The organism is Streptomyces sp. NBC_00385, assembly GCF_035917155.1.
In the GTDB taxonomy this organism is placed as follows: Bacteria; Actinomycetota; Actinomycetes; order Streptomycetales; family Streptomycetaceae; genus Streptomyces; species Streptomyces poriferorum.
On the sequence record NZ_CP107951.1, the window covers coordinates 6,426,650 to 6,450,453 of the forward strand.

Sequence of the window (23,804 nt, forward strand, 5' to 3'; positions counted from 1 at the left end):
TGCTGCCTACACCAACTCGGCGGCCGGAGCGACCGGTGGTGTCTAGACAATACGGCGGCGCCCCCGCCCGGGAGTGTTCCGGACGGGGGCGCCGCTGGTGAGGCTTGTTACAACTGCGGTGCTCAGAGGCCGAGCTCGACCTCGAACTCACCGGCCTCCAGGATCGCCTTGACCGAGGTCAGGTAACGGGCGGCGTCCGCGCCGTCCACCAGACGGTGGTCGTAGGAGAGCGAGAGGTACGTCATGTCGCGGACGCCGATGACGGTGCCCTCCTCGGTCTCGATGACCGCGGGACGCTTGACGGTGGCGCCGATGCCCAGGATGGCTGCCTGGTTCGGCGGCACGATGACGGTGTCGAACAGCGCACCGCGCGAACCGGTGTTGCTGATGGTGAAGGTGGCACCGGACATGTCGTCCGGCGTCAGGCCGCCACCGCGGGCCTTGCCGGCCAGCTCGGCGGTCTTCTTCGAGATACCGGCGATGTTGAGGTCGCCCGCACCCTTGATGACCGGGGTCATCAGACCCTTCTCGGCGTCCACGGCGATGCCGATGTTCTCCGAGTCGAAGTACGTGATCGTGCCTTCGTCCTCGTTGATCCGGGCGTTGATGACCGGGTGGGCCTTCAGCGCCTGGGCGGCGGCCTTGACGTAGAACGGCATCGGGGAGAGCTTGACGCCCTCACGGGCCGCGAAGCCGTCCTTCGCCTTGTTGCGCAGCTTCATCAGCTTGGTGACGTCGACCTCGACGACCGAGGTCAGCTGGGCCTGCGAGTGCAGCGCCTTCATCATGTTGTCGCCGATGACCTTGCGCATGCGGGTCATCTTGACCGTCTGGCCGCGCAGCGGGGACACCTCGAGCTTCGGCGCCTTGGAGGCGGTCGGAGCAGCGGCGGCGGCGGGGGCCGGAGCGGCAGCGGCGGCCTTGGCAGCCTCCGCGGCGGCGACGACGTCCTGCTTGCGGATGCGGCCACCGACACCGGTGCCCTTGACCGCGCCCAGGTTGACGCCGTTCTCGGCGGCGAGCTTGCGGACCAGCGGCGTGACGTACGCGCCGTCGTCACCGGAGGTCGCGGCCGGGGCCGCCGGGGTGACCGGAGCCGGGGCTGCGGCGACGGGCGCCGGAGCGGCCGGGGCCGGAGCGGCGGCAGGCGCGGCGGGAGCCACCGGAGCCGGAGCCGGAGCCGGAGCGGCCGGCGCGGGGGCCGGAGCGGCCGGCGCGGGGGCCGGAGCGGCCGGAGCCGGAGCCGGGGCAGCGGGCGCCGGGGCAGCGGCCGGAGCCGGAGCGGCAGCGGCCGGGGCGGCACCGGGAGCGCCGATGACGGCCAGCTTGGCGCCGACCTCGGCGGTCTCGTCCTCGGCGACGACGATCTCCAGCAGCACGCCGGAGACCGGGGCCGGGATCTCGGTGTCGACCTTGTCCGTGGAGACCTCGAGCAGGGGCTCGTCCTCCGTGACCTCCTCGCCGACCTCCTTCAGCCAGCGGGTGACGGTGCCCTCGGTGACGCTCTCGCCGAGCGCCGGGAGGGTGACGTCGGTGCCGGAGGCACCGCCGGCCGGGGCGGCGGCCGGAGCCTCGGCCGCGGGGGCCGGAGCCGCGGGGGCCTCGGCGGCGGGCGCCGGGGCCGGGGCGGCCTCGGGCTCGGCGGCCGGAGCCGCGGCGGGTGCCGGGGCACCGGTGCCGTCGTCGATGATGGCCAGCTCGGCGCCGACCTCGACGGTCTCGTCCTCGGCGACCTTGATGGAGGCCAGGATGCCGGAGGCGGGGGCCGGGATCTCGGTGTCGACCTTGTCGGTCGATACCTCGAGCAGCGGCTCGTCGGCCTCGACGCGCTCGCCCTCGGCCTTCAGCCAGCGGGTGACAGTGCCCTCGGTGACGCTCTCGCCGAGCGCCGGAAGGGTTACGGAAACCGACATGGTTTCAGTTGCTCCTAACGAAAATGCGGAAGTGGTCGGTCGTCGCGCCCGGTCGACTGATCAGTCGTGGGAGTGCAGGGGCTTGCCGGCGAGGGCCAGGTGGGCCTCGCCCATCGCCTCGTTCTGCGTCGGGTGGGCGTGGATGAGCTGCGCGACCTCGGCCGGCAGCGCCTCCCAGTTGTAGATCAGCTGGGCTTCGCCGACCTGCTCGCCCATACGGTCACCCACCATGTGGACGCCGACCACGGCACCGTCCTTGACCTGGACGAGCTTGATCTCGCCCGCGGTCTTGAGGATCTTGCTCTTGCCGTTGCCCGCGAGGTTGTACTTCAGCGCGACGACCTTGTCCGCGCCGTAGAGCTCCTTGGCCTTGGCCTCGGTGATGCCCACGGAGGCGACCTCGGGGTGGCAGTACGTCACCTTCGGGACACCGTCGTAGTCGATCGGGACGGTCTTCATGCCGGCCAGACGCTCCGCGACGAGGATGCCCTCGGCGAAGCCGACGTGCGCCAGCTGAAGGGTCGGGACCAGGTCGCCCACGGCCGAGATCGTCTCCACGTTCGTCCGCATGTACTCGTCGACGAGGACGTAGCCGCGGTCCATCGCGACGCCCGCCTCCTCGTAACCGAGGCCCTGCGAGACCGGGCCGCGGCCGATCGCGACGAGCAGCAGCTCCGCCTCGAAGGTCTTGCCGTCGGCCAGGGTCACCCGGACGCCGTCCTGGGTGTACTCGACACCCTGGAAGAACGTGCCGAGGTTGAACTTGATGCCGCGCTTGCGGAACGCGCGCTCAAGAAGCTTCGAGCTGTTCTCGTCCTCGACCGGGACCAGGTGCTTCAGACCCTCGACGATGGTGACGTCGGTGCCGAAGGACTTCCACGCCGAGGCGAACTCGACGCCGATGACGCCGCCGCCCAGCACGATCGCGGACTTCGGGACCCGGTCCAGCTTCAGCGCGTGGTCCGAGGAGATGACGCGGTTGCCGTCGATCTCCAGGCCCGGGAGCGACTTAGGTACGGAGCCGGTCGCCAGGAGCACGTGGCGGCCCTGGATGCGCTGGCCGTTCACATCCACCGAGGTGGGGGAGGAGAGCCGTCCCTCACCCTCGATGTAGTGCACCTTGCGGGAGGCGATGAGACCCTGCAGACCCTTGTACAGGCCCGAGATCACGTCGTCCTTGTACTTGTGGACGGCCGCCATGTCGATGCCCTCGAAGGTGGCCTTGACACCGAACTGGTCGGCCTCGCGCGCCTGGTCCGCGATCTCACCGGCGTGCAGCAGGGCCTTCGTGGGGATACAGCCGTTGTGCAGGCAGGTGCCGCCGACCTTGCCCTTCTCGATCAGAGCGACGTCCAGGCCCAGCTGCGCTCCGCGCAGGGCCGCGGCATAACCGCCACTACCACCGCCGAGGATCACTAGGTCGAAAACGGTGCTGGCGTCGTTCGCCACGTCACGTCCTCCATGCATGTGCGCCGTACGCCGGGCCCCGTCATCGGGGTGTGACCGGCCGGTCGGCTGGTGTTCGGCCGCTTTTGTCATTCGGCCCTGTGGTGGGGGCCCTGTCCTGCCGAGAACCCATCTTCGCACTTGTTGACGGTGGGCGGGACGCGGGGCCCGTGTCTGGGACGGATGATCGTCCGTCCCAGTGGGTTACCGCTGCGTAGGGACAGGCCGATTCCGCCGGGTTTCGTCGAGAGCGAAACCGTCCGGGCCCTGCCGCGGTGCCGTGGATGCAACACGTACGGCCCCGGACGTATGCCCGGGGCCGTACATCAGCCGCCGGATCAGCCGAGGTCTCCGGCCGCGGTGCGCTCCGCCAGCTTCACCAGGGTGCGGACCGCGGATCCGGTCCCGCCCTTCGGCGTGTAGCCGTACGGGGCGCCCTCGTGGAAGGCCGGGCCCGCGATGTCCAGGTGCGCCCAGGCGATGCCCTCGCCCACGAACTCCTGAAGGAACAGACCGGCCACCAGGCCGCCGCCCATCCGCTCGCCCATGTTGGCGATGTCGGCGGTCGGGGAGTCCATGCCCTTGCGCAGGTCGGCCGGGAGCGGCATCGGCCAGGAGGCCTCACCGACCTCGTCGGCGATCTCGTGGATCGAGGTACGGAACGCGTCGTCGTTCGCCATGATGCCGAAGGTGCGGTTGCCCAGGGCCAGCACCATCGCGCCGGTCAGGGTCGCCACGTCGACGATCGCGTCCGGGTTCTCCTCGGAGGCGCGGGTCAGCGCGTCGGCGAGGACGAGCCGGCCCTCGGCGTCCGTGTTGAGGACCTCGACGGTCTTGCCGCTGTACATGTGGAGCACGTCACCGGGGCGGGTGGCGTTGCCCGACGGCATGTTCTCGGCCAGCGCCAGCCAGCCGGTGACGTTGACCCGCAGGCCCAGACGGGCGGCCGCGACGACGGCCGCGAACACGGCGGCGGCGCCGGCCATGTCGCACTTCATCGTCTCGTTGTGGCCGGCCGGCTTCAGCGAGATGCCGCCCGAGTCGTAGGTGATGCCCTTGCCCACCAGGGCCAGGGTCTTCTCCGCCTTCGGGTGCGTGTAGGCGAGCTTCACCAGGCGCGGGCCGCGGGCGGCGCCCTGGCCGACGCCGAGGAGACCGCCGTAGCCGCCCTTGACGAGCGCCTTCTCGTCGAGGACCTGCACCTTGATGCCGTGCTCCTTGCCGGCGGCCGTGGCCACGGCGGCGAAGGACTCGGGGTACAGGTCGTTCGGCGGGGTGTTGATCAGGTCGCGGGCGCGGTTGATCTCCTCGACCAGCGCGACGGCGCGCTCGGCGGCGGCCTTGAAGGCCTTGTCACGCGGCTTGGCGCCGAGGACGGCGACCTCGCCGAGCGGCAGCTTCGGGCCGTTGGCCTTGGCGCCCTTGGGAGCGAGCTTGTTCTCGCCGCCCTGGTAGGCGGTGAAGGCGTACGCGCCCAGCAGGGCGCCCTCCGCGATGGCCTCGGCGTCCTCGACGGAGGCGATGGGCAGCGCGAAGCCGGCCTTCTTCGAGCCGGCGAGCGAGCGGGCGGCGGAGCCCGCGGCCCGGCGCAGCGCCTCGGCGTCGTACGCGCCGTCCTTCTCCGGGACCGGGCCGAGTCCGGCCGCGATGACGACCGGGACCTTCAGGCCGTCGGGGGCGGGGAGCTTGGTCAGTTCGCCCTCGGCACCGGAGGCGCCCAGGGTCGCCAGGACGGTGGCGAGCTTCCCGCCGAACGCCTTGTCCACGGCCTCGGCGCCCGGCGCCAGGACCAGGTCCCCGGACTTGGATCCGGCGTCCTTGGCGACACCGACGACGAGCGCGTCGGCGCGCAGCGTCGCCGCACCGGCAGTGCTGAGAGTGAGAGCAGTCACGGTGGTGAAATCTCGCTTCCGTTGAGTTCTTTTTCGGCCTGTGCCGGTCGAGGGGGTGGCCGACCGGGCCCGGCGCATCGTAGACGCCGCCGCGATGTGCCGGGAATGAGCCTACGCGCGCCTTTGCTGCCCGATTACGGCGGCGGGCCGTCAGTGCGCCGCGGCGGCCGTACGGTTGTCACGCCGGGACGATCTTCCCGGCGGAACGGACCGCGACCGCACAGGCGTTGGCGGACGTCCTGCGGATGGATCCAGGGGGAGCGATGGACGACCGGATGGCCGCCCGGGTGAGCGGCCGGCCGAAGGCACTGCCCGCCACCGTACTGATTCTGTTGGTGATGCTGGCCGGCTGCACCTCGGCGCCCGGGTCCGCCCCCTCGCCCGCCCCCTCCGGGCGGCCCGCCGCGGCCCGCTGGCAGCCGGAGCCGGGCACCGACTGGCAGTGGCAGCTCTCCGGCCGGCTGGACACGTCCGTGGACGCCCCGGTGTACGACATCGACGGCTTCGACCACGAGGCGGCGCAGGTGGCCGAGCTGCACCGCAAGGGGCGCAAGGTGATCTGCTACCTGTCCACGGGCGCCTGGGAGGAGTTCCGCCCGGACGCGGCGAGGTTCCCCACGGCGGTCCTCGGCAAGGGCAACGGCTGGAAGGGGGAGCGCTGGCTCGACATCCGGCGCACCGACGTTCTGGAGCCGCTGATGGAGAGCCGGATCTCCATGTGCGCGAAGAAGGGCTTCGACGCGGTCGAGCCCGACAACATGGACGGCTACCGCAATCCGAGCGGCTTCCCGCTGACCGCCGCCGACCAGCTGCGCTACAACCGGCTCGTCGCCCGCATCGCCCACCGCCACCACCTCGCCGTCGGCCTGAAGAACGACCTGCCCCAGATCCCCGAGCTGGTGGGCGACTTCGACTTCGCGGTCAACGAACAGTGCGCCCAGTACGAGGAGTGCGAGGAGCTCTCCCCGTTCATCGAGGCGGGCAAGGCGGTCTTCCACGTCGAGTACGAGCTGCCGGTGGCGCGGTTCTGCGGGCAGTCCCGGCGGCTGGGGCTGAGCTCGCTGCTGAAGAAGTACGAGCTCGGTGTCTGGCGGGAGCGGTGCCCGGCGGCGGGAGCCTGACGGAACGTCCAACGGCTCAGCCCAGGGCCAGGCCCACGAGCGTCACCGTCGCCGCCGTCTCCGCCAGTGCGCCGAACACATCGCCGGTCACCCCGCCGAAGCGCCGCACACAGTGCCGCAGCAGCAGCTGGGCCACCGCGAGCGCGGCCAGGGCGGCGAGGGCGTACCGCAGAGCCCCGTACCCGCCGAGCAGCGCTCCCGTGCCCGCACAGGCCGCCACGGTCAGGACCGCGGTCACCACCGCGCCGGCCGCCGGGACCGTGCCCGCGACGGCGGCGCCCAGCCCCTCCGGCCGGGCGGCGGGGACGCCGCGCCGGGAGGCCAGCGTGAGCGCGAGCCGGGCGACGACACCGGACACGGCGGCCGCCACCGCGCCCTGCGCCCAGCCCTGCGCGTACAGCTGCTGAAGGACCGCCACCTGGGCGAGCAGGACGAACAGCAGGGTGATCACGCCGAACGGCCCAATGTCCGACTGCTTCATGATCCGCAGTGCGTCATCGGCCGGCTTGCCGCTGCCCAGGCCGTCGGCGGTGTCCGCGAGACCGTCCAGATGCAGCCCCCGGGTGAGCGCCGCCGGGACGGCGGCCGAGGCGACCGCGGCGAGCAGCGGCCCCGTGCCCAGCAGCAGCAACAGGGTGCCGGGCACCGCCGCGAGGACCCCCACGGCCAGGCCCGCCAGCGGGGCGCACAGCATCCCGGCCCGGGCGGTCTCGCGGTCCCAGCGGGTGACGCGGACGGGGAGCACGGTGAGGGTGCCGAAGGCGAAACGCAGGCCGTGGCTGTTCAGGGAGGTCACGGCGCGCAGGCTAATCGGTGGGCGCGGCCGATAGATTGTCCGGAACGTCATATAGCGGAGCAGAAGCGACTTATCGGGAGTGGGTGGGATGGGTCACTGGTTCGACCGGAACATCGTCGAGCCGGGGAAGCTGCCCCTGCTCCTGGCGCTTGCCGCCTTCGTGCTGACGTTCGCCGTCACCCGGGTCATCACCCGGATGATCCGGGCCGGCAAGGGGCCCTTCGGCAACATCACGCCGGGCGGGGTCCATGTCCACCACGTGGTGCCGGGCGTGGTGCTGAGCGTGGTCGGCGGGTTCGGCGCGGTGGCCAGCGGGAAGCACGGCTTCGCGGCCGGGGCCTTCGCGGTCGTCTTCGGCGTGGGCGCGGGGCTCGTGCTGGACGAGTTCGCCCTGATCCTGCACATGGACGACGTGTACTGGACCGAGCAGGGCCGCCAGAGCGTGGAGGTCGTGGTCCTCACCGCGGCCCTGGTGCTGCTGGTGCTGGGCGGGTTCTCCCCGCTCGGCGTGGACGACCTGAGCGACGATCAGCAGCAGGGCAGGCTAGGTGTCGTCCTCACCCTCGTCGTCAACTTCTGCTTCGTGCTGATCGCGCTGTTCAAGGGCAAGGCGCGGATGGCGGTGCTCGGCACCCTGGTTCCGTTCGTCGCCCTGGTCGGGGCGGTCCGGCTGGCCAGGCCGACCTCGATGTGGGCCAAGCGGTTCTACCGCAACCGGCACCGGGCCCGGTCCCGCTCGGTGCTGCGCGCCTACCACCACGACGTCCGCTGGGCCGGGCCCCGGCGCAGGTTCCAGGACCTGATCGGCGGCGCACCCGACAGGGTGCCCGCTCCCGCGCCCAAACCCTGACGGGACCGCCGGCGCAGGGCGGGCACCGCGCACAGCACGAGCGCCGCGGCGATGGCCGCCAGGTGCTCCTTGCCCGCCAGGTTGTTCTTCACCGCGATCTCCGCCACCATCGCCACGATCACCAGCCCGCCGGTGAACCGGGCCCGGTAGGCGCAGCAGACGCAGACGGCGAGGGCGACCACGGCCGCCGACGGCCCGGTGTCGACGACCTGCGCGTCGGAGCCGGGCAGGCCCAGGAATCCGTCGGGGCCGGCCGCGACGCCGATCCGTGCGTACAGCGTCCCGGCCAGCGTCGCGACGTACGCGATCAGCAGCGTCCGCCACCGGCCCAGGCAGATCTCGGCGATCCCGAACACCAGCAGCACCTGTGCCAGCGCCCCCCAGACCGGCAGGTCCAGGGCCGGGACGAACAGGGACAGCGGGGTACGCAGCAGAGCGGCCGGGAGCGGATCCTCGGCCCGCACCGCTCCGAGCGCCTGCACCGGCCCGTACCCCCAGGACCTGTTCTGCGCCACCTGGAGCAGCGCCGTCAGACAGACCGCGGCCAGGGTCATCGGGACGGCCCGCAGCCGATTGGCGGCGAGCGCCGCGCGTACGGTCGTCCACAGCGGACCCCACTCCCGGCGGGCCGCCCGCCCCAGCGGTCGTACCCGTCTCATGCGCGCGGTCCGAGCTTCGAGCGGTGCAGCCACTTGGGCAGTCCCGGCGCCTCCAGGAAGCCTTCGGCGCGCCCCGCGGCGATGGCGATGCGCGGCAGGTCCGCGCTCTTCTCGAAGAGCAGGTAGCGCGGTTCCCAGATCGGCCGGTACTTGGCGTTGGCACGGTAGAGCGACTCGATCTGCCACCACCGGGAGAAGAAGCTGAGCAACGAACGCCACAGCCTGAGCACCGGCCCGGCGCCGAGCCGTGATCCGCGCTCGAAGACGGAGCGGAACATCGCGAAGTTCAGCGAGACCTGGGTGACGCCGATCTTCTCGGCGCGTTGCAGGAGTTCGATGACCATGAACTCCATCAGGCCGTTCTCGGCGTCCCGGTCACGGCGCATCAGGTCCAGCGAGAGGCCGTGCGGGCCCCAGGGGACGAAGCTGAGTACGGCGCGCAGCGCACCGGTTCCGCCACCCTCGGCGGGGGGCGCGTCACGGCATTCGAGCATGACGCACTGTCCGTCGGCCGGGTCGCCGAGCCGGCCCAGCGCCATGGAGAAGCCGCGTTCGGTCGCGCCGTCGCGCCAGTCGTCGGCCCGGCGCACCAGTTCGGCCGTCTCGGCCTCGGGGATGTCCGCGTGGCGGCGCACCGTCACCTCGTAACCGGCCCGCTTCACCCGGTTGTACGCCTGGCGGACGGTCCGCATCGCCCGCCCCTCCAGGGTGAACTCGGCGGTCTCCACGATCGCCTCGTCCCCCAGCTCCAGGGCGTCGAGGCCGTGCCGGGCGTAGATCGTGCCGCCCTCCTCGCTGACCCCCATCGCCGCCGGGATCCAGCCGTGCTCACGGGCCTCGGCCAGCCAGGGGCCGATCGCCCCGGGCCAGGCCTCGGGGTCGCCGATCGGGTCACCGGAGGCGAGCGAGACGCCGCCGACCACCCGGTAGGCGACGGCGGCCTTCCCGGTCGGCGACCAGACGACGCTCTTCTCGCGGCGCAGCGCGAAGTAGCCGAGCGAGTCCCGTTCGCCGTGCCTGACCAGCAGGGCGCGCAGCGCCGCCTCGTCCTCGGGAGTGATCGGGTCGACCGCGCGGCGGGCCCGGAAGGCCGCGTACACGACGGCGATGAGCAACAGCGTGGAAAGGATGTTGATGACGACGTTCACCCAGCCCGGCGTGGTGATGCCGGGGAAGCGGGAGTCGTCGGCGGCGACGGAGACCAGGCGCAGCGCGCCGTAGCGCCAGCGGTCCAGGAACGTCGAACGGTGCGCGTCGTGCGCGGTGTTGGTGAGCGTGACCAGGCCGGCGGCGATCAGCGACGTGATCAGCAGTCCGCCGACCGCGACCAGCGCGGCCAGCTTCGGGTTGGACCGGTCGCCCTTCGCGTAGAACTCCCGCCGGCCGAGGGTGAGCGCGAGGACGAACGCGGCGGTCAGCGCGAGCGAGATCCAGTTCTGCGGATACCGCCGCACCTCAGGGAAGCCGATCACCGCGGCGAAGAGCAGCAGGGTGAGGCCGCTCAGCACCATATTGACGATCCACGCGGCCCGTTTGCGCCGGCGCATCGTGACGGCGAGGAACAGGGCGACGACGCCGGATGAGAAGCCCGCGGTGAGCAGGTAGGGCGTGAAGTAGTTCTCGGTGTTGTGGCGCCGGAGGTCCTGGCCGAAGGTGACCCAGACGGCGCTCAGGAAATTGACGAACGACACGACGCGCAGGTACCAGATGGCGAAGGCCGCGCCCCGCCGCGACCGGTCGGTGCTCTGCGGCCGGACGGCAGTCCGGCCGGATTCCTCGCTGGCCAAGCAGACCTCTCCCATGAAAAGCGATCATATGGGGCATCGCGTTTCATGAAAGGGGCCGCGCTGCGGCCGGTGTCCGGACGGCCGCAGTCCCGTCGGTCAGCCGCCGCTCGTCACTCCACGGCCGGGGAGGCCGCTCCGTCGGACGTCTCGCCGTCGGACGTCTCTTCGTCGTCCTTCACGTCGTCCGCGTCGTCGTTGCCGGTCTCCGGCGTACGTTCGGGCAGCTCGGCCGCCAGCGCGGCCGCGGCCTGGACGAACGGGAGCGCGAGCAGCGCCCCGCTTCCCTCACCGACGACGACACCGTGGTCCAGCAGCGGGTTGAGCGCCATCCGGTCGAGTGCCTTCGCCTGCGCCGGCTCACCGCTCAGCTGCCCCGCCAGCCACCAGTCCGGCGCCCGGAACGCGGCCCGCTGCCCGACCAGCGCGCACGCCGCGGAGACCACACCGTCCAGGATCACCGGCAGGCGCCGCACCGCGCACTGCAGCAGGAAGCCGGTCATCGCCGCCAGGTCCGCGCCGCCCACCTTGGCCAGCAGCTCCAGCTGGTCGCCCAGGACCGGACGGGCCCGGCGCAGCGCGTCACGGACCGCCGCGCACTTGCGCATCCACGCCAGGTCGTCGATGCCCGCACCGCCGCGCCCGGTGACCACCGAGGCGTCGGTGCCGCACAGTGCCGCGATCAGCGTGGCCGCGGCCGTCGTACCGCCCACGCTCAGATCGCCGAGCACCACCAGATCGGTGCCCGAGTCGGCCTCCTCGTCGGCGATCGCCATGCCGAGGCGCACCGCCTGCTCGGCCTCCTCGACCGTCATCGCGTCCTCGACGTCGATCCGGCCGCTGCCGCGCCGCACCCGGGTCCGGACGACCGCTTCCGGCAACAGCCCGGGCTCGCAGTCCAGCCCCGCGTCGACGATCCGCACCGGCACGGAGAACCGGCGGGCCAGCACGGCCAGCGGCGTCGCACCGTCCAGCGTGGCGCGCACCAGCTCGTGCGCGGTGCCGGCCGCGCGGCCGGACACGTCCAGCCGCGCCACCCCGTGATCACCGGCGAACAGCACCACGCGGGCCTGCTCGATCGCTCTGACCGGCACGGCCTGCTGGGCGGCCGAGAGCCATTCCCCCAGCTCGTCGAGGCGGCCGAGGGCACCCGGCGGCACGATGAACCGCTCCCGGCGTTCCTCGGCATCGCGCCGTACACCCCCGTCGGGGCGTTCGATCAGGTCGGAGAAGTCGTCCAGATTCACGGGGGTCTGCCTCGCGGGTCGATACGTGGTGTGGGCCGGGGAGCCGGGCTCCCCGCCGAACAGTACCTGCCGTGATTTCCGGCCCCCCTCAGTGCGGCGTACGGTCCCCGAACCGGAGTTGGGTGATCGCGGGCGTCAGGGTCCGCAGTCCGGGGAGCAGGTTCTGGATCCGGATCAGCTCACCCATCGCGCCCCGCCCGCGCGGCAGACGCAGGGCCCGCACCTCGGTGATCCCCGGATGCGCGCCGCGCAGCTTTCCGCGCTCGCCGGGGTCCATCGCCCAGCGCATCGGCGGGATCGTCAGGGCACCCACCTTCGAGGTGCCCGCCACCGTGCCCCTCGCGAGCCACCGGGCCATCGAGTCCAGGACGAGGATCCCGCCGGGCAGCCGTGCGGCGCAGGCCGCCAGGATCCCGCGCACCTCGGCGGGCCGCAGGTACATGAGCAGACCCTGCGCCGTGACGACCACACCCCGGCCCTCCGGGTCCTCGATCTCGTCCAGCCAGGAGAGATCCGTCGCCGAACCGGACAGCGTCCGCAGCCGGTCCGAGGGCGGCAGCAGGGTGCGGCGCAGGGTGGCGACCTCCGGCAGTTCCACGCTCAGCCAGTTCAGCCGGCCGTTGTCGACCCGCCAGAAGCCGGTCTCCAGGCCGTCGCCGAGCGCGACCACGGTGGCCTCCGGGCGGGCGTCGAGATACTCCTGCACGGCCAGGTCGAAGCAGCGTGAGCGCAGCGCCTGAGCCTGCGAGTGGAAGGCGTCGGGGACCCCGAACCGTTCCTCGAACGGGTAGTCCAGGTTCGCCAGCAGCTGGAGCGCCATCGGGTCGTCCAGCACCGGATAGCGGCGGCCCGCCTCGAACGCCCGGTTGTGCAGCGTCCACAACAGGGTCTCCGGAACCCCGTCCAGCATCGGCCGTACACGTGCCATGTTCCGCTCCTCCTGTTCCGTTCGGTGGTGGCTCGTCAGCCGCGCAGCGTCAGCGCCTGCCCCGCCACCACCAGCAGTACCTGTTCGCACTCGCCGGCGAACGCGGCGTTCAGCCGGCCCAGCTCGTCCCGGAAACGCCGCCCGGCCGCGGTCGCGGGCACCACGCCCGAGCCGGTCTCGTTGGTCACCGCGACGACGGTGCGCCGCGTCCCGCGGACCGCGGCCACGAGTTCGGCCGTCCGCTTCCGCAGCGTGCTCTCACCACCGCCTGCCCACGCCGCGTCGTCCCAGGCGTCCACCCGGTCCATCGCGTCCGTCAGCCAGAGCGCCAGGCAGTCGATCAGCAGCGGCGGCCCGTCCGAGGCCAGCAGCTCCGCCAGCTCACAGGTCTCCTCGGTGCGCCAGGCCGCCGGTCTGCGCTCCCGGTGCAGTCCGATCCGGGCCGCCCACTCCGTGTCGCCCTCCCGGCTGCCGCCGGTCGCCACGTACACGACCTCGGGGTAGGTCTCCAGCCGCCGTTCGGCCTCGACCGACTTCCCGGACCGCGCGCCGCCGGTGATCAGGGTGCGCCGGGGGATGTCGGGTTCGGCACGGTACCCGCCGACCGTCAGCGTCGTCCCGTCCGGCACGGCCCGGGCACCGCCCGCGGAGAGCCGGCGGTCGAGCTCGGGACCCGGCGGTGCGTCATGGTCCAGATGGACGGCGATCACCTCGGTGGCCGGCCCGATCGCCTCGACCGCCCGCAGCCGGGCCACGGCGTCGGGCCGTCCCACGACGTCGGCGACGACCATGTCGTACGGCTCCGCCATCCGGTCGGCGAGACCGGCCGGTGCGGCGCCCGGCGGCAGGTAGAGCAGCCGTTCGCCGTCCGGCGAGGTGACCTCGTAGCCGGTGCCGGGCGCGTCCATCGGCACGGCCCGCACCCGGTGCCCGCTGATCAGTGTCAGCACCCGACCGTCCGGGACCCGGCCGGCCGGGGGCAGCCCGGCGGGCAGCTCGACGGCGGGCCCGTCGTGCGGATGGGTGAGCAGTACCTGTCGTACGCCGGTGAGTGAATGCCCCGCGCGGGCGGCGGCGAACACCGCCCCGGGGGTCAGGTCGAGCAGCAGCGCGTCGTCGATCAGCAGGGCGGTCGCGGCCCGGGCCCCCGCCCCGCGGGCGGTGGCGCAGGCGGCGCAGGGGCAGTCGGGCCGCGGCAGCCCGTCGGGGGCTCCGGTGCCGAGCAGAGTCAGTTCCACGGTCCGATCCTCCCGCGTCCCCGCACCGGGTGCGCGACGTGGGGGTGACCTGCCGTGCGCGGGCCCCTTCCCGCCCTGGTCGTAAGCACTAGGCTGCGGACGGAACAAAGTGACCCAGGAGGCGGACATGGCGTGGACGTGGCGGTTCGAGAAGTCCGACGGTACGGAGACGGAGCCGGCCCTGCAGCCGGAGGAATTCACGACCCAGGGCGACGCGGAGTCCTGGATCGGTGAGTACTGGAAGGAACTCCTCGACGGCGGGGCGGACCAGGTGACGCTCTTCGACGACACGACGAAGATCTACGGCCCGATGAGCCTCCAGGCCGAGCAGGCCGAGCAGGCCGAGCAGGCCGAACAGAGCGAGCAGAGCGAGACGGCCGCCGGCGAGGCCTGAGCGGCAACGGCCGCCGGGCGGACCCGTGAGGGCCCGCCCGGCGGACTGCGCCGTGGCGGACGGAACCGCCTGCGGCTCCGTCGTCTCAGACCTCGCCGAGCGTGACCTCGGCCGTCTTCTCCGCACCGCTGCGCAGATACGTCACGGTGACCTTGTCGCCCGGCTTGTCCGAGGCCAGGGCCTCCGACAGGGACGTGATCGTGGTGACGGACGCGTCGCCGACCTTGGTGATGATGTCGCCGGCCCGCAGCCCCGCCTCCTGCGCCGCGCCGCCCTTGGCCACACTGACGATCGCGACGCCCGCCGGCTTGTAGCTGTCGTCGACGACCGTGCGTCCGGTGATGTTCAGGGCCGCCCGGCCGGAGTCGGTGACCTTGCCGCTCTTGATGATCTGGTCGGCCACCGTCTTCACCATCGACACGGGGATGGCGAAGCCGATGCCGGGCGCCGCGCTGTCACCCATCTGGGGGTCCGTCGCCGCCAGCGTCGGGATGCCGATGACCTCGCTGTTCAGGTTCACCAGCGCGCCCCCGCTGTTGCCCGGGTTGATCGCCGCCGAGGTCTGCACCATGTTGGCGATGGTCGCGCCCGTGCCGCCGCCCGCGCGGCTCTCGCTCACGGTCCGGCCGAGGGCCGAGACGATGCCCTGGGTGACGCTGCTGGACAGTCCGAGCGGTGAGCCCATGGCCAGCACGATCTGGCCGACCTCGACCTTCTCCGAGTCGCCGAACTTCGCGGGCTTCAGCCCGTCCGGGACGTCGTCCAGCTTGATGACGGCCAGGTCCTGTTCGGGGTAGGCGGCCACCAGCGAGGCGCTCATCACCTTCTCGCCGTTCGCCACGGTGACCTTGAAGGTCTTCTCGTCACCGACGACGTGGGCGTTGGTGACGATGTGGCCCTTGGCGTCGTAGACGATGCCCGAGCCCAGGCTGTCGGAGGCGTCGATCTGCACCACCGACGGAAGCACGGTGTTGATGACGCTCTGGTACTGGCCCTGCAGATCACCGGTGGCCTTCGAGGCCGAGCCCTGCTGGGCCGATCCGGACTTCGTCGCGGCGGTGTTCGAGGCGTGGGAATTCGAGTCGGAGCAACCGCTCACCAGCGCGATCGCACAGACACCTGCGGACAGAGGCAGCAGCAGCCGGCGCACACGGCTGCGGGAGTGAAAGGCATCCATGTCCGGATTATTGCTTTTGACCCGGTTAGCGGCCTGTTGGGTTCACCCGGCGGGGAGCCCCGGCCGGGCAGGTGTCCGCCGGGCGTTTCAGCCCCGCACCCCGCACAGGTGGAGCAACGCGGCCACTCCGCGGTACGGATCAGTCCGTCCCGCCCGGTCCTCCGCCGCGAGCACCCGCTCCAGCTCCGCCGCGGGCGGCAGCTCCACGTCATTGCCCACGTTGTCCGTGAAGATCCGCACCCCGTACCAGGCGCGCAGCGGCGCCGCGATCCCGGCGAGCGTGGCCGTGAGGGCGTCGAGCCGGTCCGCGCGCACGGAGAGCCCGAGGCGGTTGGTGTACCGGTCCGAGTCGAACGCGGCCAGGGCCGCGTCCCAGTCCCCGGCGATCCCGGGCCGCATCGCCAGTGCGTCGGCGTTCCGTACGAGGAGCGACAGCAGGCCGCCCGGCGCCAGCATCCTGGCCAGACCGGCCACCATGGCGTCCGGTTCCTGGACATACATCAGCACTCCGTGGCAGAGCACCACGTCGAAGCTCCCGGGCAGGAAGTGGACCCCGGTGTCCTGGCCGTTCCCCTCGATGAGCCGGACCCGCTCACGGATGCCCGCCGGTTCGCCGCTGAGTGCCTCGCGGGCGACCCGCAGCATGTCCGCGTCGGATTCGAGGCCCGTGACGGTGTGGCCGGCGCGGGCGAGGCGCAGGGCCTGGGTGCCCTGGCCCATGCCGACATCGAGGATCCGCAGCCGCTGCCCTACGGGGAAGCGCGCCGCGATCTGTTCGTCCAGCTGCCGGGCGACCAGCTCCTGGCGCACCGTGTTGCGCAGTCCGCCGAGCCCCTTCAGCCACACCGACGAGGCCCCGGAGAACCCGGAGACCGCATCACCCGGCCGGCCCGCGGACACGCCGCCGACCGAACCGGAGAGATCCGTACTCAGGGCCGCTCTCCGCGCTTGACCTGCGGCTTCGGCAGCCGGAGCCGACGCATCTGGAGCGTACGCATCAGCCCGTAGGCCACCGCGCCGCGCTTGGGCGTATCGGGGAAGCGCTCGTTCAGCTGCTTGCGCAGACGGAACGTGAGGCCGATCGAGTCGACCACGATCAGCACGATCACGCCGAGCCAGAGCAGCAGCGAGATGTTCTGGATGCCCTGCACCTGGATCACGCTGAGAATCAGGATGACCACGGCGAGCGGCAGGAAGAACTCCGCGATGCAGAAGCGCGAGTCCACGAAGTCGCGGACGAAGCGGCGCACCGGGCCCTTGTCACGGGCCGGCAGATAGCGCTCGTCGCCACTGGCGAGCGCCTCACGCTGCTTGGCCATGTCGACGCGCCGCGCTTCGCGCTGGCGCTTCATGGCCTCCTTGCGGTCGGTCGGCGCACCACTGGAGGCACGGCGGCGCTGCGACTGGGCGTCGCTTCGCTTGGGGGTGGGGCGACCCTTGGGAGCCTGCGGGTCGCGGGACGTCTTGGAGAGGTCCGCCGTCACCTTGTCGGTGGGGGCCTTCTCTTCCTTGGAGCGGCTACGGAACACAAGGCCCAAGGGTACGGGGTCGATCGCCACGACCCCAGGCCGGCCGGGAACGATCCGGCAACGGCCTGCGTCCCTGTTGGTGTCCGAGCCGGACGATACGGGCGTCATCGGCTGTTTCCCCGACCGTCACCTACTCCCTGGGCTGGAGCGGTCACCGGGGGCAGTCGTCCTTGGGGAGGACCCCATCGCTGCTCGAACAGTGCGGTAATAGAGACAGGGCCCGTACTGTGGGTTCTGTCGGAGTGCTGGTGACCGGTTGAGTCAGAAGGGGGCGCGCGAAGCCCATGAGCGGTGTCATGAAGCGTATGGGGATGATCTTCCGCGCGAAGGCAAACAAGGCCCTTGACCGGGCCGAGGATCCGCGCGAGACCCTCGATTACTCGTACCAGAAGCAGCTGGAGCTGCTTCAGAAGGTGCGCCGCGGCGTCGCCGATGTGGCGACCTCGCGCAAGCGCCTGGAGCTGCAGCTGAACCAGCTGCAGGGCCAGACGTCCAAGCTGGAGGACCAGGGCCGCAAGGCGCTCGCGCTCGGCCGCGAGGACCTGGCCCGCGAGGCGCTGTCCCGCCGCGCGGCCCTCCAGCAGCAGGTCACCGACCTGGAGACGCAGCACACCACGCTGCAGGGCGAGGAGGAGAAGCTCACCCTGGCGGCCCAGCGGCTGCAGGCCAAGGTCGATGCCTTCCGTACGAAGAAGGAGACCATCAAGGCCACCTACACGGCGGCCCAGGCCCAGACCCGCATCGGAGAGGCCTTCTCGGGCATCTCCGAGGAGATGGGCGACGTCGGCCTGGCCATCCAGCGGGCCGAGGACAAGACCCAGCAGCTGCAGGCGCGGGCCGGAGCGATCGACGAGCTGCTCGCCTCCGGAGCCCTGGACGACCCGACCGGCACGGCGAAGGACGACATCGCCGCCGAGCTGGACCGGATCTCCGGTGGTACGGATGTGGAGCTGGAGCTGCAGCGCATGAAGGCCGAACTGGCCGGCGGCTCCACCTCGAAGCAGGCCATCGAGGGCGGCCCTCAGGACGCCGCGCAGCAGCAGGACCGGTCCCGGTCCCCGCACAAGTTCGACAAGGAGTAAGGCGGCGTCATGATCGTACGGATCATGGGGGAGGGCCAGGCAGTCCTGGCCGACAGCCATCTCGCCGAGCTCGACAAGCTCGACGACGAACTGCTCGCCGAAATGGAGCGCGGCGACGGCCCAGGCTTCCGCGCCACGCTCCACGCGCTCCTCGCCAGGGTGCGCGAACTCGGCACACCCTTGCCGGACGACTCCCTGGAGCCGTCCGAACTGATCCTGCCGTCGCCCGACGCGACCCTCGAAGAGGTCCGCGCCATGCTCAGCGACGACGGTCTGATTCCCGGCTGACCGGCTGACGGCCGGCAGCTCCACCACCCGCACCCCCGTGCCCCGCGACCGGCCCCGGCCGGTCACGGGGCACAGTGCTGTGAGGCCGCTGCCGGTTCTCCGGCCGCGCGGCCCGATTTCCTCGCGACACGCCGTAACGTAGCTTGACGTGACCACCCTCGGAACCGGGGTTCTGCGCATGCGGAACTGGCTGCGCGACCATCCCCTCGCGCTGGACGCGGCGCTCGCCCTGGCCGTGTACGTGGCCATGGTCTGCGGCTCGTTCGTCGACCCGGACTCGCACCCCCGGCCCACCTTCGGCGCCCGCGCGCCCGCGGCCGGCAGTGTGCTCCTGATGGCGCTCGGAGCCCTCGCCCTCGTCTGGCGCCGCCGCCGGCCGATGGCCGTGCTCGGCGCCACCGGTGTGCTCGCCGTCGTCGAGCTGCTGACCGCCGATCCGCCGGCCCCCGTGGTGATGAGCACCGTCATCGCGCTCTACACCGTCGCCGCCCGCACCGACCGGCCGACGACCTGGCGGGTCGGGCTGCTCACCATGGGTGTGCTCACCGCGGCCGCGATGTTCTTCGGAGCGGCGCCCTGGTACAGCCAGGAGAACCTCGGCATCTTCGCCTGGACCGGGATGGCGGGCGCCGCGGGAGACGCGGTCCGCTCCCGGCGGGCTTTCGTGGACGCGATCAGGGAGCGCGCCGAACGGGCCGAGCGGACCCGCGAGGAGGAGGCCCGGCGCCGGGTCGCGGAGGAACGGCTGCGGATCGCCCGCGACCTGCACGACGTCGTCGCCCATCACATCGCCCTGGTCAACGTGCAGGCCGGGGTCGCCGCCCACGTCATGGACCGGCGCCCCGACCAGGCCAAGGAGGCGCTCGCCCATGTCCGGGAGGCGAGCCGCTCCGCCCTCAACGAACTGCGGATCACCGTGGGCCTGCTGCGCCAGTCCGGCGATCCGGCGGCGCCGACCGAACCCGCCCCCGGCCTCGCCGTCCTCGACGAGCTCGTGGAGACCGTGCGGCGGGCCGGGCTGCCCGTCGAGGTGGCCTGCGCGGCGAAGGAGGGCCCGCCGCTGCCCGCCGCCGTGGACCTGGCCGCGTACCGGGTGATCCAGGAGGCGCTGACCAATGTGGGCAAGCACGCGGGCCCCGGGGCGAAGGCCGAGATCAGCGTCGTGCGGGTCGGGGCCACGGCCGAGGTCATGGTGCTGGACAACGGCCGCGGCACGGCCGCCGGTACGGGCGGCGACACCGTCCGCGGCGGCCACGGTCTTCTCGGCATGAGGGAGCGGGTCACCGCTCTCGGCGGCACCCTCACCGCCGGACCCCGTTACGGCGGCGGCTTCAGGGTCCATGCGATCCTGCCACTCAAGGCCCGCGAGCGGGAGCCGGACCATCCGGGCGCGGCGGGCCGCACGGGGGAGAACGTATGACACCGGCCATCAGGGTGCTGCTCGTCGACGACCAGGCGCTGTTGCGCAGCGCGTTCCGGGTGCTGGTCGACTCGGAACCCGACATGCAGGTGGTCGGCGAGGCGGCGGACGGGGCGCAGGCCGTGGACCTGGCCCGCTCGACGCGCGCCGACGTGGTGCTGATGGACATCCGGATGCCCGGTACGGACGGGCTCACCGCGACCCGGATGATCAGCGCCGATCCGGAACTCACGGACGTACGCGTGGTCATGCTCACCACCTTCGAGGTGGACGAGTACGTGGTGCAGTCGCTGCGGGCCGGCGCCTCCGGCTTCCTAGGGAAAGGGGCGGAACCCGAGGAACTCCTCAACGCCATCCGGATCGCCGCGGGCGGCGAGGCGCTGCTGTCGCCCGCCGCGACCAAGGGGCTGATCGCCACGTTCCTCGCGCAGGGCGGCAGTGCGGGCGGGGACGGGCCGGGCGCCGCCGAGTACTCCGCGCGCTTGGAGGCACTGACGGCCCGGGAGCGCGAGGTGCTGGTCCTGGTCGCGGGCGGGCTGTCCAACGACGAGATCGCCGAGCGGCTGGTGGTCAGCCCACTGACCGTCAAGACCCATGTGAACAGGGCGATGGCGAAGCTGGGGGCACGGGACAGGGCCCAATTGGTCGTAATCGCGTACGAATCGGGCCTGGTCCGCCCCCGGGTGGAGTGAGGGTGCAGGCGCGGCGTACTCCAGCTGCGGTATGCGCGGCATAAGGAAAGCGACCTGCGACCGACGATTTCGGCCTCAGGGATGGGTGATCGTGTAGGTGGGCCGGGTCTGTCCCCGAGTCACCCGCCCACCTGCCGCGTAAGCCACAGAAGAGAGACCTAACCCATGTCCTGGCTGTCCAGATTCAGCCTCGCGCAAAGGGCCCTGATCGGGCTGATGTCGATCGTCGCGCTCGTATTCGGAGCGATCGCGATCCCGCAGCTCAAGCAGCAGCTGCTGCCCACCATCGAACTCCCGATGGTGTCGGTGCTCGCCCCCTATCAGGGTGCGTCCCCCGATGTGGTCGAGAAGCAGGTCGTCGAACCGCTCGAGAATTCGATCAAGGCCGTCGACGGCGTCACCGGAATCACCTCCACCGCCAGCGAGGGCAACGCCGTCATCATGGCGACGTTCGACTTCGGCGACGAGGGCACCAAGCAGCTCGTCGCGGACATCCAGCAGGCGGTGAACCGCTCCCGCGCCCAGCTGCCCGAGGACGTGGACCCGCAGGTCATCGCCGGATCGACCGACGACATCCCGACGGTCGTCCTCGCCGTCACCTCCGACAAGGACCAGCAGGCGCTGGCCGACCAGCTGGACCGCACCGTCGTCCCCGCCCTGGAGGACATCGACGGCGTCGGCCAGGTCGCCGTCGACGGTGTGCAGGACCTCCAGGTCTCCATCACACCCGACGACGCGAAGCTCGCGGCGGCCGGGCTGAACGCCGGCTCGCTCGCCCAGGCACTCCAGGCCGGCGGCGCGACCGTCCCGGCGGGTTCCTTCTCCGAGTCGGGCAAGAGCCGCACCGTCCAGGTCGGCGGCGCGTTCACCACCCTGCAGCAGATCGAGGACCTGCGGGTCACCGGGCAGAACCCGGCGACCGGCAAGCCCGGCAAGCCGGTCCGGGTCGGTGACATCGCGACGGTGAAGCAGGAGCCCTCCACCGCGGTCTCCATCACGCGGACGAACGGCAAGCCGAGCCTCGCCGTCATGGCGACGATGGACAAGGACGGCAGCGCCGTCGCCATCTCCGACGCCGTCAAGGACAAGCTCCCCGACCTGCGCAAGGACCTCGGCGCCGGCGCCGAGCTGACCGTCGTGTCCGACCAGGGCCCCGCCGTCTCCAAGGCGATCTCCGGCCTGACCACCGAGGGCGCGCTCGGCCTGCTCTTCGCGGTCATCGTGATCCTGGTCTTCCTGGCCTCGCTGCGCTCGACCCTGGTCACCGCGGTCTCCATCCCGCTCTCCGTGGTCCTCGCGCTGATCGTGCTCTGGACCCGCGACCTGTCGCTCAACATGCTCACCCTGGGCGCGCTGACCATCGCGATCGGCCGGGTCGTCGACGACTCGATCGTCGTCCTGGAGAACATCAAGCGCCACCTCGGCTACGGCGAGGAGCGCCAGTCGGCGATCATCACCGCGGTGAAGGAAGTGGCCGGCGCGGTCACCGCCTCGACCCTCACCACGGTCGCCGTCTTCCTGCCCATCGGTCTGGTCGGCGGCATGGTCGGCCAGCTCTTCGGCTCGTTCTCGCTGACCGTCACCGCGGCCCTGCTGGCCTCCCTGCTGGTCTCGCTGACCGTGGTCCCCGTCCTGTCGTACTGGTTCCTGCGCGCTCCCAAGGGCAGCGCCGAGGACCCGGACAAGGCGCGCCGCGAGGCCGAGGAGAAGGAAGCCCGCAGCAGGCTCCAGAAGCTCTACGTCTCGGTGCTGCGCTTCGCCACCCGGCGCCGCATCACCAGCGTCGTCATCGCCGTCGCCGTGCTGTTCGGCACCTTCGGCATGGTCCCGCTGCTGAAGACCAACTTCTTCGACCAGGGCGAGCAGGAAGTCCTGTCCATCAAGCAGGAGCTCACCCCGGGCACCAGCCTGGCGGCCGCCGACGAGGCGGCCCAGAAGGTCGAGAAGGTCCTCGCCGACGACAAGGGCGTCAAGGACTACCAGGTCACCGTCGGCTCGTCCGGCTTCATGGCGGCCTTCGGCGGCGGTACGGGAGCCAACCAGGCCTCCTACCAGGTCACCCTGAAGGACTCCGGGGACTACGAGGCCGCTCAGGACCGCATCGACGAGGCCCTCGGCAAGCTCGACGGCATCGGTGACACCACCATCGCCGCGGGCGACGGCTTCGGCAGCCAGGACCTGAGCGTCGTGGTCAAGGCCGCCGACGCGGACACCCTGAAGAAGGCCTCCGAGGAGGTACGCACCGAGGTCGCGAAGCTCAAGGACGTCACCGACGTGCAGAGCGACCTGGCGCAGAGCATCCCGCGGATCTCGGTCACGGCCAACGCCAAGGCCGCCGACGCGGGCTTCAGCCAGGCCACGCTGGGCGCAGCCGTCGCCGGCGCGGTGCGCGGCACCCCGTCGGGCAAGGCGATCATGGACGACACCGAGCGCGACGTCGTCATCAAGTCCGCCCACCCGGCCACCACGATGGAGGAGCTGAAGAACCTCCCCCTCGGCCCGGTCAAGCTGGGCTCGATCGCCGACGTGAAGCTGGTCCCCGGACCGGTCTCCATGACCCGGATCGACGGCCAGCGCGCCGCGACCATCACCGCCAAGCCCATCGGCGACAACACCGGCGCGGTCGGCACCGACCTCCAGTCCAAGATCAAGGCACTGGACCTCCCGGACGGCGCCACCGCCACCATCGGCGGCGTCACCGAGGATCAGGACGACGCCTTCGTGAAGCTGGGTCTGGCCATGCTGGCGGCCATCGCGATCGTCTTCATGCTGCTGGTCGCCACCTTCCGCTCGCTCATCCAGCCACTGATCCTGCTGGTCTCCATCCCGTTCGCGGCCACCGGCGCCATCGGTCTGCTGCTCATCACCGGCACCCCGATGGGCGTCGCGGCGATGATCGGCATGCTGATGCTCATCGGCATCGTGGTGACGAACGCGATCGTGCTGATCGACCTGATCAACCAGTACCGGGCACAGGGCAAGGGCGTCATCGAGGCGGTCGTCGAGGGTGGCCGCCACCGTCTGCGCCCGATCCTGATGACGGCACTGGCGACGATCTTCGCCCTTCTCCCGATGGCGCTCGGCGTCACCGGCGAGGGCGGGTTCATCTCGCAGCCGCTGGCCGTCGTGGTCATCGGCGGCCTGGTCACCTCGACGCTGCTGACGCTGCTCCTGGTGCCCACGCTGTACACGATGGTGGAGCTCTTCAAGGAGCGCCGTGCGGCGAAGAAGGCCGCGAAGCGGGCCAGGAAGGCCGGCATCCCGGCCCCGGCGTCCTCGGAGGAGTCCTCCTCCGAGGAGCCGGAGCCCGCGAAGGCCTGACCGGTCGCACAGGAAGGCCCCGGCACC

The 23,804-nt window shown here is 71.7% G+C and carries 19 protein-coding genes and 1 pseudogene; 8 read left to right on the top strand and 12 right to left on the bottom strand.

Translation table 11 applies throughout. The features are described from left to right. Positions 1-122 precede the first annotated feature (122 nt). From sucB to OG959_RS28690, 3 genes are all read right to left on the bottom strand, one after another. Positions 123-1,913 (bottom strand): 2-oxoglutarate dehydrogenase, E2 component, dihydrolipoamide succinyltransferase, encoded by a 1,791-nt coding sequence (gene sucB / locus OG959_RS28680; protein ID WP_326663105.1) that lies wholly within the window; start codon positions 1,911-1,913, stop codon positions 123-125. Between the two features lie 60 nt (positions 1,914-1,973). Further along, positions 1,974-3,362: a dihydrolipoyl dehydrogenase gene (gene lpdA, locus OG959_RS28685; protein ID WP_326663107.1), complete on the bottom strand. Its 1,389-nt coding sequence runs from the start codon at positions 3,360-3,362 to the stop codon at positions 1,974-1,976. A gap of 335 nt (positions 3,363-3,697) precedes the next feature. Then, a complete protein-coding gene (locus OG959_RS28690) occupies positions 3,698-5,251 on the bottom strand; it encodes a leucyl aminopeptidase (protein ID WP_326663108.1) in 1,554 nt (517 codons plus the stop codon). 263 nt (positions 5,252-5,514) lie between these two features. Between OG959_RS28690 and OG959_RS28695 the strand changes: the two genes are divergently transcribed. Next, complete coding sequence (locus OG959_RS28695; protein ID WP_326663110.1) at positions 5,515-6,372, top strand: endo alpha-1,4 polygalactosaminidase; 858 nt, start codon at positions 5,515-5,517, stop codon at positions 6,370-6,372. A gap of 16 nt (positions 6,373-6,388) precedes the next feature. On the opposite strand, the gene OG959_RS28700 is transcribed toward OG959_RS28695, so the two are convergent. Beyond that, the gene (locus tag OG959_RS28700) at positions 6,389-7,168 is read right to left on the bottom strand and encodes an adenosylcobinamide-GDP ribazoletransferase (protein ID WP_326663112.1); all 780 of its coding nucleotides are present in this window, start codon (positions 7,166-7,168) and stop codon (positions 6,389-6,391) included. Positions 7,169-7,256: 88 nt separating this feature from the next. On the opposite strand from OG959_RS28700, the gene OG959_RS28705 reads away from it, so the two are divergent. Next, positions 7,257-8,018 carry a hypothetical protein gene (locus tag OG959_RS28705; protein ID WP_326663114.1) on the top strand — a complete coding sequence of 254 codons (762 nt, stop codon included), beginning with the start codon at positions 7,257-7,259 and terminating at the stop codon, positions 8,016-8,018. Here OG959_RS28705 and OG959_RS28710 read toward each other — a convergent pair. The 5 genes from OG959_RS28710 to OG959_RS28730 all read right to left on the bottom strand — a co-directional run bounded on the left by OG959_RS28710 (position 7,919) and on the right by OG959_RS28730 (position 13,874). Then, the gene (locus OG959_RS28710; RefSeq protein ID WP_326663116.1) at positions 7,919-8,677 is read right to left on the bottom strand and encodes a hypothetical protein; all 759 of its coding nucleotides are present in this window, start codon (positions 8,675-8,677) and stop codon (positions 7,919-7,921) included. The genes OG959_RS28705 and OG959_RS28710 overlap by 100 nt on opposite strands. After that, positions 8,674-10,479, bottom strand: a complete 1,806-nt coding sequence (locus tag OG959_RS28715; protein ID WP_326663118.1) for a phosphatidylglycerol lysyltransferase domain-containing protein — start codon at positions 10,477-10,479, stop codon at positions 8,674-8,676. Before OG959_RS28715 ends, OG959_RS28710 begins: the two co-directional genes overlap by 4 nt. Positions 10,480-10,574: 95 nt before the next feature. Then, positions 10,575-11,708: a nicotinate-nucleotide--dimethylbenzimidazole phosphoribosyltransferase gene (cobT, locus tag OG959_RS28720; RefSeq protein ID WP_326663120.1), complete on the bottom strand. Its 1,134-nt coding sequence runs from the start codon at positions 11,706-11,708 to the stop codon at positions 10,575-10,577. An 88-nt stretch (positions 11,709-11,796) separates the two neighbouring features. Beyond that, the gene (locus OG959_RS28725) at positions 11,797-12,636 is read right to left on the bottom strand and encodes a class I SAM-dependent methyltransferase (protein WP_326663122.1); all 840 of its coding nucleotides are present in this window, start codon (positions 12,634-12,636) and stop codon (positions 11,797-11,799) included. A 35-nt stretch (positions 12,637-12,671) separates the two neighbouring features. Further along, complete coding sequence (locus OG959_RS28730) at positions 12,672-13,874, bottom strand: bifunctional adenosylcobinamide kinase/adenosylcobinamide-phosphate guanylyltransferase (RefSeq protein WP_326663123.1); 1,203 nt, start codon at positions 13,872-13,874, stop codon at positions 12,672-12,674. 127 nt (positions 13,875-14,001) lie between these two features. Between OG959_RS28730 and OG959_RS28735 the strand changes: the two are divergent. After that, positions 14,002-14,208: pseudogene (locus OG959_RS28735) on the top strand (hypothetical protein); the annotation flags it as partial. 145 nt (positions 14,209-14,353) lie between these two features. Here OG959_RS28735 and OG959_RS28740 read toward each other — a convergent pair. The 3 genes from OG959_RS28740 to OG959_RS28750 form a co-directional block, all read right to left on the bottom strand. Next, the gene (locus OG959_RS28740; protein ID WP_326663124.1) at positions 14,354-15,445 is read right to left on the bottom strand and encodes a S1C family serine protease; all 1,092 of its coding nucleotides are present in this window, start codon (positions 15,443-15,445) and stop codon (positions 14,354-14,356) included. Between the two features lie 87 nt (positions 15,446-15,532). Continuing rightward, positions 15,533-16,285: a class I SAM-dependent methyltransferase gene (locus OG959_RS28745; protein WP_326666664.1), complete on the bottom strand. Its 753-nt coding sequence runs from the start codon at positions 16,283-16,285 to the stop codon at positions 15,533-15,535. A gap of 89 nt (positions 16,286-16,374) precedes the next feature. Then, complete coding sequence (locus OG959_RS28750; protein WP_326663125.1) at positions 16,375-16,974, bottom strand: DUF3043 domain-containing protein; 600 nt, start codon at positions 16,972-16,974, stop codon at positions 16,375-16,377. A gap of 296 nt (positions 16,975-17,270) precedes the next feature. Between OG959_RS28750 and OG959_RS28755 the strand changes: the two genes are divergently transcribed. The 5 genes from OG959_RS28755 to OG959_RS28775 all read left to right on the top strand — a co-directional run bounded on the left by OG959_RS28755 (position 17,271) and on the right by OG959_RS28775 (position 23,777). Continuing rightward, on the top strand, positions 17,271-18,056 hold the full coding sequence (locus tag OG959_RS28755) for a PspA/IM30 family protein (RefSeq protein WP_219567984.1): 786 nt from the start codon (positions 17,271-17,273) through the stop codon (positions 18,054-18,056). A gap of 9 nt (positions 18,057-18,065) precedes the next feature. After that, the gene (gene pspAA / locus OG959_RS28760; RefSeq protein ID WP_326663126.1) at positions 18,066-18,344 is read left to right on the top strand and encodes a PspA-associated protein PspAA; all 279 of its coding nucleotides are present in this window, start codon (positions 18,066-18,068) and stop codon (positions 18,342-18,344) included. A gap of 148 nt (positions 18,345-18,492) precedes the next feature. Beyond that, the gene (locus OG959_RS28765) at positions 18,493-19,764 is read left to right on the top strand and encodes a sensor histidine kinase (RefSeq protein WP_326663128.1); all 1,272 of its coding nucleotides are present in this window, start codon (positions 18,493-18,495) and stop codon (positions 19,762-19,764) included. Then, on the top strand, positions 19,761-20,456 hold the full coding sequence (locus OG959_RS28770) for a response regulator transcription factor (protein WP_326663130.1): 696 nt from the start codon (positions 19,761-19,763) through the stop codon (positions 20,454-20,456). Before OG959_RS28765 ends, OG959_RS28770 begins: the two co-directional genes overlap by 4 nt. 165 nt (positions 20,457-20,621) lie before the next feature. After that, positions 20,622-23,777: an efflux RND transporter permease subunit gene (locus OG959_RS28775; RefSeq protein ID WP_326663132.1), complete on the top strand. Its 3,156-nt coding sequence runs from the start codon at positions 20,622-20,624 to the stop codon at positions 23,775-23,777. Positions 23,778-23,804: the final 27 nt, after the last annotated feature.